The 14,763-nt window shown below is 62.7% G+C and carries 13 protein-coding genes; 10 read left to right on the top strand and 3 right to left on the bottom strand.

What is annotated here, in order from left to right; translation table 11 throughout:
• Positions 1-118: 118 nt before the first annotated feature.
• Positions 119-793: an alpha/beta hydrolase gene (locus NMG70_RS12660; RefSeq protein ID WP_027154148.1), complete on the bottom strand. Its 675-nt coding sequence runs from the start codon at positions 791-793 to the stop codon at positions 119-121.
• Between the two features lie 242 nt (positions 794-1,035).
• On the opposite strand from NMG70_RS12660, the gene NMG70_RS12655 reads away from it, so the two are divergent.
• The 7 genes from NMG70_RS12655 (at position 1,036) to sufA (ending at position 8,291) form a co-directional block, all read left to right on the top strand.
• Positions 1,036-2,199 (top strand): cysteine desulfurase family protein, encoded by a 1,164-nt coding sequence (locus NMG70_RS12655; protein ID WP_254024834.1) that lies wholly within the window; start codon positions 1,036-1,038, stop codon positions 2,197-2,199.
• A gap of 186 nt (positions 2,200-2,385) precedes the next feature.
• Complete coding sequence (gene sufB / locus NMG70_RS12650; protein ID WP_254018072.1) at positions 2,386-3,903, top strand: Fe-S cluster assembly protein SufB; 1,518 nt, start codon at positions 2,386-2,388, stop codon at positions 3,901-3,903.
• A 29-nt stretch (positions 3,904-3,932) separates the two neighbouring features.
• The gene (gene sufC, locus NMG70_RS12645; RefSeq protein WP_254024833.1) at positions 3,933-4,688 is read left to right on the top strand and encodes a Fe-S cluster assembly ATPase SufC; all 756 of its coding nucleotides are present in this window, start codon (positions 3,933-3,935) and stop codon (positions 4,686-4,688) included.
• Positions 4,689-4,731: 43 nt separating this feature from the next.
• Positions 4,732-6,000 carry a Fe-S cluster assembly protein SufD gene (gene sufD, locus NMG70_RS12640; RefSeq protein ID WP_254024832.1) on the top strand — a complete coding sequence of 423 codons (1,269 nt, stop codon included), beginning with the start codon at positions 4,732-4,734 and terminating at the stop codon, positions 5,998-6,000.
• 181 nt (positions 6,001-6,181) lie between these two features.
• Positions 6,182-7,423, top strand: coding sequence for a cysteine desulfurase (locus NMG70_RS12635; RefSeq protein ID WP_254024846.1), 1,242 nt, complete (start codon positions 6,182-6,184; stop codon positions 7,421-7,423).
• A 5-nt stretch (positions 7,424-7,428) separates the two neighbouring features.
• The gene (locus NMG70_RS12630) at positions 7,429-7,821 is read left to right on the top strand and encodes an SUF system Fe-S cluster assembly protein (protein WP_254024831.1); all 393 of its coding nucleotides are present in this window, start codon (positions 7,429-7,431) and stop codon (positions 7,819-7,821) included.
• A gap of 89 nt (positions 7,822-7,910) precedes the next feature.
• Entirely contained in the window at positions 7,911-8,291 is a 381-nt protein-coding gene (gene sufA / locus NMG70_RS12625; RefSeq protein ID WP_006206001.1) for a Fe-S cluster assembly scaffold SufA, read from the top strand.
• Positions 8,292-8,429: 138 nt separating this feature from the next.
• Here the strand turns inward: sufA and NMG70_RS12620 are convergent, their stop codons facing one another.
• Positions 8,430-8,927 (bottom strand): GFA family protein, encoded by a 498-nt coding sequence (locus NMG70_RS12620; protein WP_254024830.1) that lies wholly within the window; start codon positions 8,925-8,927, stop codon positions 8,430-8,432.
• A 91-nt stretch (positions 8,928-9,018) separates the two neighbouring features.
• On the opposite strand from NMG70_RS12620, the gene NMG70_RS12615 reads away from it, so the two are divergent.
• Positions 9,019-9,342 (top strand): TfoX/Sxy family protein, encoded by a 324-nt coding sequence (locus NMG70_RS12615; protein ID WP_254024845.1) that lies wholly within the window; start codon positions 9,019-9,021, stop codon positions 9,340-9,342.
• An 18-nt stretch (positions 9,343-9,360) separates the two neighbouring features.
• Here NMG70_RS12615 and NMG70_RS12610 read toward each other — a convergent pair whose 3' ends face one another.
• A complete protein-coding gene (locus tag NMG70_RS12610) occupies positions 9,361-10,299 on the bottom strand; it encodes a PfkB family carbohydrate kinase (protein WP_254024829.1) in 939 nt (312 codons plus the stop codon).
• Between the two features lie 273 nt (positions 10,300-10,572).
• On the opposite strand from NMG70_RS12610, the gene recA reads away from it, so the two are divergent.
• Both recA and alaS read left to right on the top strand, forming a co-directional pair.
• A complete protein-coding gene (gene recA / locus NMG70_RS12605; protein WP_023798282.1) occupies positions 10,573-11,670 on the top strand; it encodes a recombinase RecA in 1,098 nt (365 codons plus the stop codon).
• A gap of 265 nt (positions 11,671-11,935) precedes the next feature.
• Complete coding sequence (gene alaS / locus NMG70_RS12600) at positions 11,936-14,602, top strand: alanine--tRNA ligase (protein WP_254024828.1); 2,667 nt, start codon at positions 11,936-11,938, stop codon at positions 14,600-14,602.
• Positions 14,603-14,763 lie beyond the last annotated feature (161 nt).

The raw sequence follows: 14,763 nt of genomic DNA, 5'->3' as shown, positions 1-14,763 counted from the left end.
GATTTCGGGCTCTCGGTCTCGAGCCGCTCGGCGACACCGCTGCGGTCGGCGATGGGGGGTTGCAGGATATCCTGTCGCGTTTCCGGGAAATGCGGGTTGGTACATCGCTGTTTGCCGCCTATCGCAACCGTTTCGGTCGCGGGTCGGACAACTCGCCGGCCAGGCGGCGATCGAGATAGTCCGCGCATTCCTGGAGCAGGAGGTCCGCATCGTTGGAGAAGAAATGGTTGGCGCCGGGCAAGGTCTTCTGGGTGATGGTGATGCCCTTTTGCGTGTGCAGCTTATCGACCAGCCCCTGCACGTCCTTTGGCGGCGCGACCTTGTCGGCGTCGCCATGAATGATCAGGCCGGACGACGGGCAGGGTGCCAGGAATGAGAAATCATAGGTGTTGGGCTGCGGCGCGATCGAGATGAAGCCTTCGATCTCCGGCCGGCGCATCAGAAGCTGCATGCCGATCCACGAGCCGAACGAATAGCCGGCGACCCAGCAGCTCTTGGAATCCGGATGCAGCGACTGCACCCAGTCAAGTGCCGCGGCCGCATCCGACAATTCGCCAGTGCCGTGGTCGAATTCGCCCTGGCTGCGACCGATGCCGCGGAAATTGAAGCGCAGCGTGGTGAAATCCCGCTTCTGGAACATGTAGAAGAGGTCGTAGACGATCTTGTTGTTCATCGTGCCGCCGAACTGGGGGTGCGGGTGCAGGATGATGGCGATCGGCGCGCTCTTTTCCTTGGAAGGCTGGTAGCGACCCTCCAGGCGGCCCGCCGGACCGGTGAAAATGACCTCAGGCATAAAATACTCCACATGGCATATGAATGCGCGGCGCCCGGAACAACTCTTCCTGTGGCCTTGACGCAGGGCGAGCGTCTTCTTAGAAGCTAGTTTAGAATTGTTCAAAACTGGGTGGCCAAAACGTCGTGGTTCGGCCATCCGCGCCGCAAGTCGCGTAAATAGGACGGCTTGCCTTGCAATTTCAAGGAAATAACGCGCTATCCTCGCGGAAATGGCTCTTGAAGGGACCGATCGAAACGAAAATGGCCGGAAGACGCGCCTATCTCGACTACAATGCCAGCGCGCCGCTGCTTGCCGCGGCGCGCACCGCAATGATTGCCGCGCTCGATACCGCCGCCAACCCGTCGTCGGTCCATGCCGAGGGCCGTGCCGCACGGCGGCTGATCGAGAACGCGAGGCGCGATGTGGCGCTGCTGGTCAACGCCAGCGCCGAGCATATCGTGTTCACCTCCGGTGCGACGGAAGCCGCCTCGACGTTGCTGACGCCGGATTGGCAGATGGGGCGCGGCACTGTCCGGATGAGCCGGCTCTATGTCTGCGAAGCCGATCATCCTTGTGTGCTGAATGGCGGGCGTTTTCCGGCAGCCCAGGTAACTCACATCGGCGTCGACGCCGACGGCCTGGTCAGGCTGGACGCGCTGGCGGCGGCACTTGGCCGTCATGACAAGGCAGACGGCCTGCCGCTGGTGGCGATCCATGCCGCCAACAATGAGACCGGCGTCATCCAGCCGGTCGACCGCATCGCTAAAATTGTCAAGGCGGCGGGCGGCATCCTGGTCGTCGACGCCGTGCAGGCGGCCGGTCGCATTCCGCTCGATATGTCAGTGGGTTACGCCGATTACCTGATTCTGTCTTCGCACAAGATCGGCGGCCCTAAGGGCATTGGCGCCATCGTCGCCGCTTCGGATCTGATGATGCCAACCCCCTTGATCGCCGGCGGTGGCCAGGAAAAGGGTCATCGCGGCGGCACCGAAAACCTGGCCGCGATCGCCGGTTTTGGCGCGGCGGCGCGCGAAGCCCTGATCGGATTGAAGCGCATCGACGCGGTCGGCAGCCGCCGCGACGATATCGAGGCCATCGTGAAAACGCTGGTGCCGGATGCGGAAATCTTCGGAACCGGCGCGCCGAGGCTTGCCAACACGACATTCTTCGCTATTGCCGGCATCAAGGCCGAGACGGCGCAGATCGCCTTCGATCTGGCGGGCGTGGCGCTGTCGGCCGGTTCCGCCTGTTCGTCGGGCAAGGTCGGCCCGAGCCATGTGCTGAAAGCCATGGGATACAATGACAGCCTTGGCGCTTTGCGCGTGTCCATCGGCCACGCAACGAGCGCCGAGGACATCGAACTGTTCCGCACTGCGCTAGCAGGCATTGCCTCACGCCGCGCAGGCAGGGACGAAGCCGCGTGAGCGCGGCCAACAAATGCAGGCCTTCTGGCCTGGCAGAGCCGTGCGTCTCGTGGTGGCCGGGTGAATTTCCGGCAGGGACGCACTATATGGAACTTACGCCGCATCGGTCGCCTTAAGGCGCTCGTTTCGCGGTGCCATAGTTTGAAAACTGCCGGGCCTTGACCCCGGCGTGGATGGAGAACGCTAATGCCTGCTGTGCAGGACACGATCGATCGGGTTCGAAAGATCGACGTCGACCAATACAAATACGGATTCCAGACCGAAATCGCGATGGACAAGGCCCCAAAGGGCCTGAGCGAAGACATTATCCGCTTCATTTCGGCGAAGAAGGACGAGCCGTCCTGGATGCTGGAATGGCGTCTGGAAGCCTATCGGCGCTGGGTGACGCTGGACGAGCCGAAATGGGCGCGCGTCCATTATCCGAAGATCGATTTCCAGGATCTCTACTATTACGCGGCGCCCAAGAGCACGCCGGGACCGACATCGCTGAGCGACGTCGATCCCGAACTGTTGAGGGTCTATGAAAAGCTCGGTATCCCGCTGAGGGAACAGGAGATCCTCGCTGGCGTGCAGAAGACCGACGCGTCGGAACTCGAGGAACCCAGCGACAATGTCTACAAGTCGGGACGCGTCGCCGTCGACGCCGTGTTCGATTCCGTGTCCGTCGTCACCACCTTCAAGAAGGAGCTGGCGCAGGCCGGCGTCATCTTCTGCTCGATCTCGGAAGCCATCCGCGAGCACCCGGAACTGGTGAAGAAATATCTCGGTTCGGTCGTGCCGACCTCGGACAATTTCTACGCCACGCTGAATTCGGCGGTGTTCACCGACGGTTCCTTCGTCTTCGTGCCCAAGGGCGTGCGCTGCCCGATGGAACTGTCGACCTATTTCCGCATGAACGAGAAAAATACCGGCCAGTTCGAGCGCACGCTGATCATCGCCGAGGAAGGGGCTTACGTCTCCTATCTCGAAGGTTGCACGGCGCCGCAGCGCGACGAGAACCAGCTTCACGCCGCCGTCGTCGAACTGATCGCGCTCGATGATGCCGAGATCAAATACTCGACGGTGCAGAACTGGTACCCCGGCGACGCCGAAGGCAAGGGCGGCATCTACAATTTCGTCACCAAGCGCGGCGACTGCCGCGGCCACCGTTCGAAGATATCGTGGACGCAGGTCGAGACCGGCTCGGCGATCACCTGGAAATATCCGAGCTGCATCCTGCGCGGTGACGATTCCAGCGGCGAGTTCTATTCGATCGCCGTGTCGAACGGCTACCAGCAGGTCGATAGCGGCACCAAGATGATCCATCTCGGCAAGAACACGTCGAGCCGCATCATCTCCAAGGGCATCGCCGCCGGCTTCTCGCAGAACACCTATCGCGGCCAGGTCTCGGCGCACCGCAAGGCGACCAACGCCCGTAACTTCACCAATTGCGACTCGCTGCTGATCGGCGACCAGTGCGGCGCGCACACCGTGCCCTACATGGAAGCCAAAAACGCAACGGCACAGTTCGAGCACGAGGCGACGACGTCGAAAATCTCCGAGGACCAGAAATTTTACGTCATGCAGCGCGGCATTCCCGAGGAAGAGGCGATCGCGCTGATCGTCAACGGCTTCGTCAAGGACGTCATCCAGCAACTTCCGATGGAATTCGCGGTCGAGGCGCAGAAGCTTATCGGCATCAGCCTCGAGGGCTCGGTCGGCTGACCGGACAAAAATTTTCAGGAAAAGAAAAAATGCTTGAAATCAAAAACCTTCACGCCCGTATCGTCGATGACGGCACCGAGATCATCCGCGGCCTGAACCTGACGGTGGAAGCCGGCGAGGTCGCCGCCATCATGGGGCCGAACGGCTCGGGAAAATCGACGCTGTCCTACATCCTCGCCGGGCGCGAGGATTATGAGGTGACCGAAGGCGACATCCTCTACAACGGCCAATCGATCCTCGAAATGGATCCGGCCGAGCGCGCCACATCAGGCATTTTTCTCGCCTTCCAGTATCCGATGGAGATACCGGGCGTGGCGACGATGGAATTCCTGAAGGTGGCGATGAACGAGCAGCGCAAGGCGCGCGGCGAGGAGCCGCTGAAGATCCCGGAATTCCTGAAGCGCGTCAAGGATGCCGCTGCCTTGCTCGACATGGACATGGCGATGCTGAAACGGCCGCTCAATGTCGGCTTCTCCGGCGGCGAGAAGAAGCGCGCCGAGATCCTGCAGATGAAGCTTCTGGAGCCAAAACTGTGCGTGCTCGACGAGACCGATTCCGGCCTTGACATCGATGCGCTGAAGATCGTTTCGGAAGGCGTCAACGCGTTGCGCGCGCCGGACCGCGCCATCGTCATCATCACCCACTACCAGCGCCTGCTTCAGTACATCGTGCCGGATAGTGTGCACGTGCTCTACAGGGGCCAGGTGGTCAAGTCGGGCGACAAGTCGCTGGCACTCGATCTCGAAGCCAATGGCTATGCCGGCGTGATCGGCCAAGCCGCGTGAGATGCCAGAAGGCCCAGAAGGCAAGCCAAGCAAGGCGAAACTGATGAATATACACACGACACCCCAGCGAACGCCGGCCGAAACGGCGCTGATCGACGCTTTCAGCGACCGGCTGTCGCTGCTGCCCGGCGACGGCACGGTGATGCTGAAGCGCGACGACGCCATCGAGGCGATCAAGAGCGGGCTGCCGACGCGGCGCATCGAATCCTGGCACTACACCGACCTGCGCCGTCTGCTGACTACGGTGCCGGATTTCGATCCCGCGGCTGCCGCGAAAGCCATTGCGCCTGTTGTCGAAGGGTCCGCTGTTCTGCCCGTGCTGAACGGCGTGTCGAGCACGAAACTGCCTGAAATCGAGGGCATCGCCGTGCAGCGCCTGTCGGAGAAACTGACCGACGGCAGCGCAGCACCTGGGCTTGATCCCTATGGCGCCGACGATGCCATCGGCGCGCTCAACACCGCTTTCGTAGCCGACGGCTATTTTGTCGACATCGCCGACGGCACCGAACTGGACAAGCCGGTCGAATTGCAGAACCTGCAGGCCGGCGGCCAGACGCATGTGCGCCTCAGCGTCCGCGTCGGCGTCGGCGCCAAGGCCGTCATCGTCGAGCGCCAGGCGGGCGAGGGCGCCGCACTCGTCAGCTCGGTCAGCCAGCTTCTGCTTGACGAGGGCGCCGAGGCGACGTGGCTGATCGTGCAGGAGCAGCCGGATACGGCGACGCATCTTGCCCAGTTCAAGGCGCATCTCGGCAAGAATGCGAAGCTGACGCTGTTCGTGATGAATGCCGGCGGCAAGCTGGTGCGTCAGGAAGTCGTGGTGAGGACGACCGGCGAAGGCGCCGATTTCACGCTGCGCGGCATCAACCTGCTTGCCGGCGACACCCATACCGACGTGACCATGGTGCTCGACCATGCCGTGCCGCATACGGCCTCGACGGAAGTGATCCGCAACGTGGTGACGGGAAGAGCGCGCGGCGTCTTCCAGGGGCGCATCAACGTCCACCAATACGCGCAGAAGACCAACGCCAAGATGGCCTGCAACACGCTGCTTCTGTCGGATGACGGCGAGTTCTCGACCAAGCCTGAGCTCGAAATCTTCGCCGACGACGTTGTCTGCGGCCATGGCGCGACCGTCACCGAGATCGACCACAGCCACCTGTTCTACCTGATGGCGCGCGGCATCGACGAGAAGTCGGCCCGTGGCCTGCTAGTCAAGGCGTTCGTCGCCGAGGTGATCGAGGAACTAGACGACGAGGCGATCGTCGAGGCGCTGGAAACGAGACTCGACGGCTGGTTCGCGGCGCACGGGTAAAAGTGGGTGAGGGTTTGGCCAGCACCCCTCATCCGTCGCCTTCGGCGACACCTTCTCCCACAAGGGGAGAAGGAAGAGCGCCTCTCCTTCTCCCCTTGTGGGAGAAGGTGGATTGGCGCGAAGCGCCAAGACGGATGAGGGGTGCTGGACGGAATGAGGCGATGCCTCGAGAGAGCTTATGATGGACCAGAAAGTCGAAAACATCCCCTACGACGTCGAGGCGATCCGCCGCGACTTCCCGATCCTGTCGCGGGAAGTCTACGGCAAACCGCTGGTCTATCTCGACAATGGCGCCTCGGCGCAGAAGCCGCAGGCCGTGCTCGACGCCATCCAGCACGCTTATTCCCAGGAATACGCCAACGTCCATCGCGGGCTGCATTTCCTGTCGAATGCCGCGACCGACGCTTATGAGAAGGCGCGCGAGACGGTTCGCCGTTTCCTCAACGCGCCAAGCACCGACAACATCGTCTTCACCTCGAACACGACCGCGGCGATCAACACTGTTGCTTATGGTTATGGCATGCCCAACATCGGCGAGAGCGACGAGATCGTGCTTTCGATCATGGAGCACCATTCCAACATCGTGCCGTGGCATTTCATCCGCGAGCGGCAGGGCGCCAGACTGGTCTGGGTGCCGGTCGACGATCTCGGAGTCTTTCATATCGAGGAGTTCGAGAAGCGGCTGACCGATCGCACCAAGCTCGTCGCCATCACGCACATGTCGAATGCGCTGGGCACGGTGACACCGATCAAGGAGATCGTCCGCATCGCGCATGCGCGCGGCATTCCGGTGCTGGTCGACGGCAGCCAGAGCGCCGTGCACATGCCTATCGACGTGCAGGACCTCGACTGCGATTTCTTCGTCTTCACCGGCCACAAGGTCTACGGTCCGTCGGGCATCGGCGTGCTCTATGGCAAGAAGGAAATGCTGGAGCGCATGCGCCCGTTCATGGGCGGCGGCGAGATGATCGAGGAGGTGACGCAAGACATCGTCACCTACAACGATCCGCCGCACCGTTTCGAGGCCGGCACGCCGCCGATCGTCCAGGCGATCGGGCTGGGTGCGGCGCTCGAATACATGGAAAAGATCGGCCGCGAGCGCATCGCCGCGCACGAGGCAGATCTGAAGGACTATGCCCATCAGCGGCTGCGCGCCATCAATTCGCTGCGCATCTTCGGCGACGCACCGGATAAGGGCGCCATCATCTCCTTCGAATTGCAAGGCATTCATGCCCACGACGTGTCGATGGTGATCGATAGGCAGGGCGTTGCCGTCCGTGCCGGCACCCATTGCGCCCAGCCGCTGTTGAAACGTTTCGGCGTAACCTCCACATGCAGGGCATCGTTCGGCATGTATAATACCAGAGCCGAAGTCGACGCTTTGGCCGATGCGCTCGAAAAAGCGCGAAAATTCTTCGGATGACGATCATGGATGATGCAGGCCACACCGCTGAGACCACTTCGGAAACGACTGCCAACGGTCTGGTTTCCGCCTCGGCCATTCCCGCCGACGAACTGGCGCGGCTGACCGACGACATCGTCTCGGCGCTGAAGACGGTCTATGACCCGGAAATCCCGGCCGACATCTACGAGCTTGGCCTGATTTACAAGATCGACATCGAGGACGACCGCTCGGTCAAGATCGACATGACGCTGACCGCGCCGGGCTGCCCGGTGGCCGGCGAAATGCCGGGCTGGGTGGAGAACGCCGTCGGCGCCGTCGAAGGCGTTTCCGGCGTCGAGGTCAACATGACCTTCGATCCGCCCTGGTCGCCCGACCGCATGTCGGAAGAGGCGCAGGTGGCGGTGGGGTGGTATTGAGGCGCACTTGCGCCAGGCAGAAAACTTCACCATTTTAGGTGAAGAATCATTCGGCAGGCCTTGAACCTGCACGCAATGGAGAAAGAAAGATGGGACGCTTCGCCGTCATCACGATGACCGAAAAGGCTGCCGACCGGGTGCGCGAGATCGTCGCGACCCGCGAGAATGCGCATGGCATTCGCCTTGGCATCAAGAAGGGCGGCTGCGCCGGCATGGAATATACGGTCGACCTGGTGACCGAACCCAACACCAAGGACGATCATATCGAGCGCGACGGCGCCCATGTCTATGTCGCGCCTGAGGCAGCGCTTTTCCTGTTCGGCACCGAGATGGATTTCGAGCAGACGACGCTGCGCACCGGCTTCACCTTCCGCAACCCGAACCAGAGTTCGGCCTGCGGCTGCGGCGAATCAGTGGAGCTCAAGCCGGCCGACCTTAAGGCACTGGCCGAGGCGCGCGCGTCCGCCTGATCTTCCCTTCCCCCGTTTACGGGGGGAAGGTGGCCCGAAGGGCCGGGTGAGGGGCAGAGCCGGCATCGCATCTGTGATGTTTGCGCCGCCCCTCATCTGCCTGCCGGCATCTTCTCCCCGTAAACGGGGCGAAGGGACCTAATCCACCCACATTCCCGTCCGCTTGTGCCAGTCTGCGATTGATTCCTCGGGATAGACATCGAAGACCTTGTCGCCCTTGCCGATTTCGGGCTCGACCCAGTTCGCCTTGTATTTCAGCATGAGATGCACCTTTTCAGGTGGCTTCGGCAGGTCTGTGTCGATCGCCGATGCAAATGGGTGGACCAGTTCCGGCCAGGTCGGATCGTAGAGCCAGAGTGCCGATCCGCATTTCCTGCAGAAATTCCGCTCGCCTGACGAGACCTCGCATTCGGGATGCTCGTCGTCCTCGATCTCGGCTTGATAGACGCCGAGATTGCGCTTGCCCTTGATTTTGAGCGTCTCGTAATCAGCGCCGAGATTGATGGCAAAGCCACCACCGCCCTGCTGCTTGCGGCAGATCGAGCAGTAGCAGAGCATGAACGGCACCGGCGTGTGGCTTTCCACCTCGAAGCGGACAGCGTTGCACCGGCAGGACCCTTTGAGCAGAAGCGTCATGAAAAACTCCGACGAAATTGGTTTTCAACTCGTCAGGATGGTGCCGGTTGCGGCGATGACAAGGGGAAATCCGGGTGACATGATCGCTGGCATGGACAATGAACGCATTGCCGAACTTTTCGAAGGCCTCGGCCCGGTCAGCATTCGCACGATGTTCGGCGGCAAGGGCATCTATTTCGACGGCGTCATCGTGGCGATCGTCCTTCGCGGCGAATTGATGCTGAAGGCCGACGCGGAAAGCGCGCCCGAATTCGAGGCGGCGGGCTGCCGGAAATGGACCTATAATGGGTCGCGGCACGGCAAGCTGGTGTCGATGCCGTACTGGAGCGTTCCCGACAGCGCCTTCGACGATCCGGATGAGATGGCGATCTGGGCGCGCCGGGCCTATGAAGCGGGGCTGCGTGCCGGCAAGTAGGCTGCCTCTCCGCGGTCATCACGTCATGCCAATTTTCTGCGGCTCGGGCACAAGGGCCAGAGCGTCGGCAAAGTCTGCCGCCGTTAAGACCGGCACAAGCCCGGCACTTTCGATCGCGAGCATTGCTGCGGCAACGCCGTCGCGCAGCGCCGCGCGCAGCGTCAGGCCGCGCAGCAGGGCGGCGACGGTTGCGCCCGCCAGCGCATCGGCGGCGCCGTCCGCGACCTTTTTCGGCGGCAGGATCGAGAAGGCGCCGGCTTCGTTGAAACCCAGCACCGGACCGTCATCCGCCGTCACGACGCCGCCTTTAAGGCCGGCGCGCCTCAGGCCGTCGGCGAAATCTTGCTCCGCAGCGTCGATACCGAGATCGGCGAGCGCGATGGCCTCGCGCCGGTCCAGGAAGGCCAGCGCCAGGCTGCCGAGCACCGGCGTGAGCCGCGCCGCCTTGTCGGGCGAAGCGGCGAGGGCGAAGACCGGCTTGCCGGCGGCAAGCGTCACCAGCCGCTCCAGCGCCGTCGACGGCAGGTTGGCGTCGCACAGGACCGCATCGGCGGTGCTGATTGCCTCGCGCACCTTGGCACGGCGGATCTGCTTGGCAAGCGCCAGATCATAGAGCGCCATGTCGGCAAGACCGACGATCAGCGCGCCGTTGCTGTCGAATATCGTCGTCTTGCTCGGCGTCGTGCGATCGAGGAACACCACCGACAGATCGGCAATACCGGCCGCAGCGATGGCGCGCGCGACCGTATCGGCCAGAACATCGCCGCCGCGCACCGAAAGCAGCGAGCCGGAGACGCCGCGGCGCACGGCGCAGCGCAGCGCATTGAAGACAGCGCCGCCGACTTCCTCGCGCATCGTGCCCGGATTCGACGCCGCCGGCACGAAGGCGCCCAAGACCTGGCCGCGCCGCTCGATATAGGCGCCGCCTACGGCCAGGATTGTCGGCGACTTCATCATGCCGGCGAGATGACCTTGTTGCCCAGATGGAGACTAGGTTGTCCGGCGGAACCCGGCAACCCGAAGCCGCGATTCGGGACATGCCCAGCAGGATCCCGCGGGTGAAGCGGGATACTTCCTGGGGCGAAAAGGCGAAACAAAAAAAGAACAAATCTGGATATTAATTGTTTTTCAGACATTTGCCGCCCCTTGCCAAACGAGAACAAAAAAGGTACAAACTGATAGGGATTACGGATTGTCCGGCCTTCATTGACGACCACGGGGTGATGTATCATGGCTCAGAATTCTTTGCGGCTTGTAGAGGACAAAACGGTGGACAAATCAAAGGCTCTGGATGCGGCGCTGTCGCAAATCGAGCGTGCCTTCGGCAAGGGCTCGATCATGCGGCTCGGCGCAAACGAGCAGGTCGTCGAGATCGAAACGGTGCCGACCGGTTCGCTTGGCCTCGACATCGCGCTCGGCGTCGGCGGCCTGCCGCGCGGCCGCATCATCGAGATCTACGGGCCGGAAAGCTCGGGCAAGACGACGCTGGCGCTGCACACGGTGGCGGAGGCCCAGAAGAAGGGCGGCATCTGCGCCTTCGTCGATGCCGAGCACGCGCTCGACCCGGTCTATGCCCGCAAGCTCGGCGTCGACCTCGAAAACCTGCTGATTTCGCAGCCCGACACCGGCGAGCAGGCGCTGGAGATCTGCGACACGCTGGTGCGTTCCGGTGCCATCGACGTGCTGGTGGTCGATTCGGTCGCGGCGCTGACGCCGCGCGCCGAAATCGAAGGCGAGATGGGCGATTCGCTGCCCGGCCTGCAGGCCCGCCTGATGAGCCAGGCGCTGCGCAAGCTGACCGCCTCGATCTCGCGCTCCAACACCATGGTCATCTTCATCAACCAGATCCGCATGAAGATCGGCGTCATGTTCGGTTCGCCCGAGACCACGACCGGTGGCAACGCACTGAAATTCTACGCTTCGGTACGCCTCGACATTCGCCGTATCGGCTCGGTCAAGGACCGCGACGAGGTCGTCGGCAACCAGACCCGCGTCAAGGTGGTCAAGAACAAGCTGGCGCCGCCCTTCAAGGTGGTCGAGTTCGACATCATGTATGGCGAGGGCGTGTCCAAGACCGGCGAGTTGGTCGACCTCGGCGTCAAGGCCGGCGTGGTCGAAAAGTCGGGCGCCTGGTTCTCCTACAATTCGCAGCGTCTCGGCCAGGGCCGCGAGAACGCAAAACTGTTCTTGCGCGACAATCCCGACACGGCGCGCGAGATCGAATTGGCACTGCGGCAGAATGCCGGGCTGATTGCGGAAAAGTTCCTCGAGAATGGTGGTTCCGAAGGCGGAGACGACGGTTTTGAGGACGAAGCCGGCGCCATGTAGGCTTCGGCAGTGGCCGGAGTTTGGCCATGATTCCCGCGCATCACCTCCAGCCTATGTAATCGAGTTCTGTATTGTTGCGTTCGAACCGCCGGCCTAGCGCCGGCGGTTTGCGTTTCAGCGGTGGCGTCGAGATGACCGGCAAGCCCCGCAAATTGGCCCTATTCCGTGTTTCTGGACAGGGTGCAACGCGGCGGCTAAAAGGCCATGTCCATTTGCCGTCGGCCGGGCCGACGGCTCTCTCTAAAGCTAAAAGGCAGTGTTATTCATGAGTGGCGTGAACGAGATCCGGTCGACATTCCTCGACTATTTCCGCAAGGAGGGTCACGAGGTCGTCGCGTCGAGCCCGCTGGTGCCGCGCAACGACCCGACACTGATGTTCACCAATGCCGGCATGGTGCAGTTCAAGAACGTTTTCACCGGCCTGGAAAAGCGACCCTATTCGCGTGCCACGACCGCTCAGAAGAGTGTTCGCGCCGGCGGCAAGCACAACGACCTCGACAATGTCGGCTACACCGCGCGCCACCTGACCTTCTTCGAGATGCTCGGCAATTTCTCGTTCGGCGACTATTTCAAGGAGCGCGCCATCGAGCTTGCCTGGAACCTGATCACCAGGGAGTTCGGGCTGAAGAAGGACAAGCTGCTGGTCACGGTCTATCACACCGACGACGAGGCTGCCGGCTACTGGAAGAAGATCGCCGGCTTTTCCGACGATCGCATCATCCGCATTCCGACCTCGGATAATTTCTGGGCAATGGGCGACACCGGACCTTGCGGTCCCTGCTCGGAGATATTCATCGACCGTGGCGAGCACATCTGGGGCGGCCCTCCCGGCAGCCCCGAGGAAGATGGCGACCGATTCCTGGAATTTTGGAACCTGGTGTTCATGCAGTACGAACAGGTGACGAAGGACGAGCGCATCGACTTGCCGCGCCCGTCGATCGACACTGGAATGGGCCTGGAGCGCATGGCCTCCATTCTGCAAGGGGTCGAGAGCGTCTTCGAGACCGACCTGTTCTGCCGCTTGATCGAGGCTGCGTCATCCGCGCTCGGCCGCGGTCCGGATGCCGACACCGTCGCATCGTTCCGCGTCATCGCCGACCATTTGCGTTCGTCCTGCTTTCTGGTGGCAGACGGCGTGCTGCCGTCCAATGAGGGCCGCGGCTACGTGCTGCGTCGCATCATGCGCCGCGCCATGCGGCATGCGCAGCTTTTGGGCGCCCGTGATCCGCTGATGTGGCGGCTGGTGCCGGCGCTGGTGCGCGAGATGGGCCAGGCCTATCCGGAACTGGGGCGCGGTGAACAGATGATCACCGAAACGCTGAAGCTTGAAGAAACCCGTTTCCGCAAGACGCTGGTGCGCGGCTTGGGCCTGCTTTCGGAGGCGACGGAAAAGCTGGGTGCCGGCGGCATGCTGGATGGCGAGACAGCCTTCAAGCTCTACGACACCTATGGTTTTCCGCTCGATCTGACGCAGGACGCGCTGCGTCGGCGCAACATCTCGGTCGATCTTGCCGGCTTCACCAATGCGATGGAGCAGCAGAAGGCGGAGGCGCGCAAGAGCTGGGCTGGTTCTGGCGAGGCCGCGACCGAAACAGTGTGGTTCCCGGTGCGCGAGAAGAACGGCGCCACCGAATTCCTCGGCTACGAGACCGAGCAGGCGGAAGGCCTCATCCAGGCGCTGGTCAGGGACGGCAAGATCGTCGACAGCGCCACCAACGGCGACGCCGTTGCGGTGGTCGTCAACCAGACGCCGTTCTACGGCGAGTCCGGCGGCCAAATAGGCGACACCGGCGTCATTTCAGGCGAAGGGTTCTTGATCGAGATCTCCGATACGCAGAAGAAGGCCGACGGGCTTTCCGTGCATCTCGGCAAGGTAGTCGACGGCACGGTCAGCACGGGCGCGACCATCGAGCTGAAGGTCGACCATGCGCGCCGCTCCAGGCTGCGCGCGAACCATTCCGCGACGCATCTGATCCACGAAGCGCTGCGCGAGGTGCTAGGCACCCATGTCGCGCAGAAGGGCTCACTGGTCGCGCCCGAGCGGCTGCGCTTCGACATTTCGCACAACAAGCCGATCTCGCCTGACGAGCTCGAAGAGGTCGAGCGGATGGCGAACGAGATCGTGGTCCAGAACAGCCCGGTCACCACGCGGCTGATGTCGGTTGACGATGCCATTGCCGAAGGCGCCATGGCGCTGTTCGGCGAAAAGTATGGCGATGAAGTGCGAGTCGTTGCGATGGGCACGGGCTTGCATGGCGCCAAGGCCAACCGGCCCTATTCGGTCGAGCTATGCGGCGGCACGCATGTCAGGGCGACCGGCGATATCGGTCTGGTGCGGATCGTGTCGGACAGTGCCGTCGCCGCCGGCGTGCGCCGCATCGAGGCGTTGACCGGGGAGGCGGCGAGAAAGCATCTCGACGAGCAGGACAAGCGGCTGAAGGCGGCAGCGGCCGCGCTGAAGATTTCGCCGTCCGACGTGCCGGCGCGCGTCGAAGCGCTGCTTGACGAGCGCAAGAAGCTCGAGAAAGAACTGACCGAAGCGCGCAAGAAGCTGGCGCTGGGCGACCGCTCGCCAGCCGGCGTGCCTGCCGAAAACGAGACCATCGCCGGCGTCGGCTTCCTCGGCAAGGCGGTATCGGGTGTGGCGCCGAAGGACCTGAAGCCGTTGGCCGATGCCGGCAAGAAATCGCTCGGCTCCGGCGTCGTCGTCTTTGTTGGCGCCGGCGAGGACAACAAGGCCAGCGTCGTGGTCGGCGTCACCGACGACCTGACCGGCCGCTTCAGCGCTGTCGATCTGGTGCGTGTTGCGTCCGCGGCATTGGGCGGGCAGGGCGGCGGCGGTCGGCCTGACATGGCCCAGGCCGGCGGCCCGGACGCGTCGAGGGCCGAAGACGCGATCGCTGCGGTGAAGGCGGCGCTGGAGGCGGCCTGATCGGTTGCTGGGAGGCACCCCCCTTTGTCCTGCCGGACATCTCCCCCTCAAGGGGGGAGATTGGATGTCACGATTGTTTTCGCCAATTTTCAACGTTTGAGGAAAGGCAGGGCAATGAAGCTGCCCAATCTCCCCCTTGAGGGCAGGGGAATCGCATTTGA

The sequence above is a fragment of the Mesorhizobium ventifaucium genome (assembly GCF_935822925.1).
GTDB lineage: Bacteria > Pseudomonadota > Alphaproteobacteria > Rhizobiales > Rhizobiaceae > Mesorhizobium > Mesorhizobium ventifaucium.
The sequence above is the reverse complement of the archived record's forward strand: the minus strand, read 5'-3'. Positions and strand labels throughout refer to the sequence as shown.

Coding starts and splice junctions, on each gene's coding strand:
- NMG70_RS12660 (WP_027154148.1), bottom strand. CDS start 793: ATGCCTGAGGTCATTTTCACCGGTCCGGCGGGCCGCCTGGAGGGTCGC.
- NMG70_RS12655 (WP_254024834.1), top strand. CDS start 1,036: ATGGCCGGAAGACGCGCCTATCTCGACTACAATGCCAGCGCGCCGCTG.
- sufB (WP_254018072.1), top strand. CDS start 2,386: ATGCCTGCTGTGCAGGACACGATCGATCGGGTTCGAAAGATCGACGTC.
- sufC (WP_254024833.1), top strand. CDS start 3,933: ATGCTTGAAATCAAAAACCTTCACGCCCGTATCGTCGATGACGGCACC.
- sufD (WP_254024832.1), top strand. CDS start 4,732: ATGAATATACACACGACACCCCAGCGAACGCCGGCCGAAACGGCGCTG.
- NMG70_RS12635 (WP_254024846.1), top strand. CDS start 6,182: ATGGACCAGAAAGTCGAAAACATCCCCTACGACGTCGAGGCGATCCGC.
- NMG70_RS12630 (WP_254024831.1), top strand. CDS start 7,429: ATGGATGATGCAGGCCACACCGCTGAGACCACTTCGGAAACGACTGCC.
- sufA (WP_006206001.1), top strand. CDS start 7,911: ATGGGACGCTTCGCCGTCATCACGATGACCGAAAAGGCTGCCGACCGG.
- NMG70_RS12620 (WP_254024830.1), bottom strand. CDS start 8,927: ATGACGCTTCTGCTCAAAGGGTCCTGCCGGTGCAACGCTGTCCGCTTC.
- NMG70_RS12615 (WP_254024845.1), top strand. CDS start 9,019: ATGGACAATGAACGCATTGCCGAACTTTTCGAAGGCCTCGGCCCGGTC.
- NMG70_RS12610 (WP_254024829.1), bottom strand. CDS start 10,299: ATGATGAAGTCGCCGACAATCCTGGCCGTAGGCGGCGCCTATATCGAG.
- recA (WP_023798282.1), top strand. CDS start 10,573: ATGGCTCAGAATTCTTTGCGGCTTGTAGAGGACAAAACGGTGGACAAA.
- alaS (WP_254024828.1), top strand. CDS start 11,936: ATGAGTGGCGTGAACGAGATCCGGTCGACATTCCTCGACTATTTCCGC.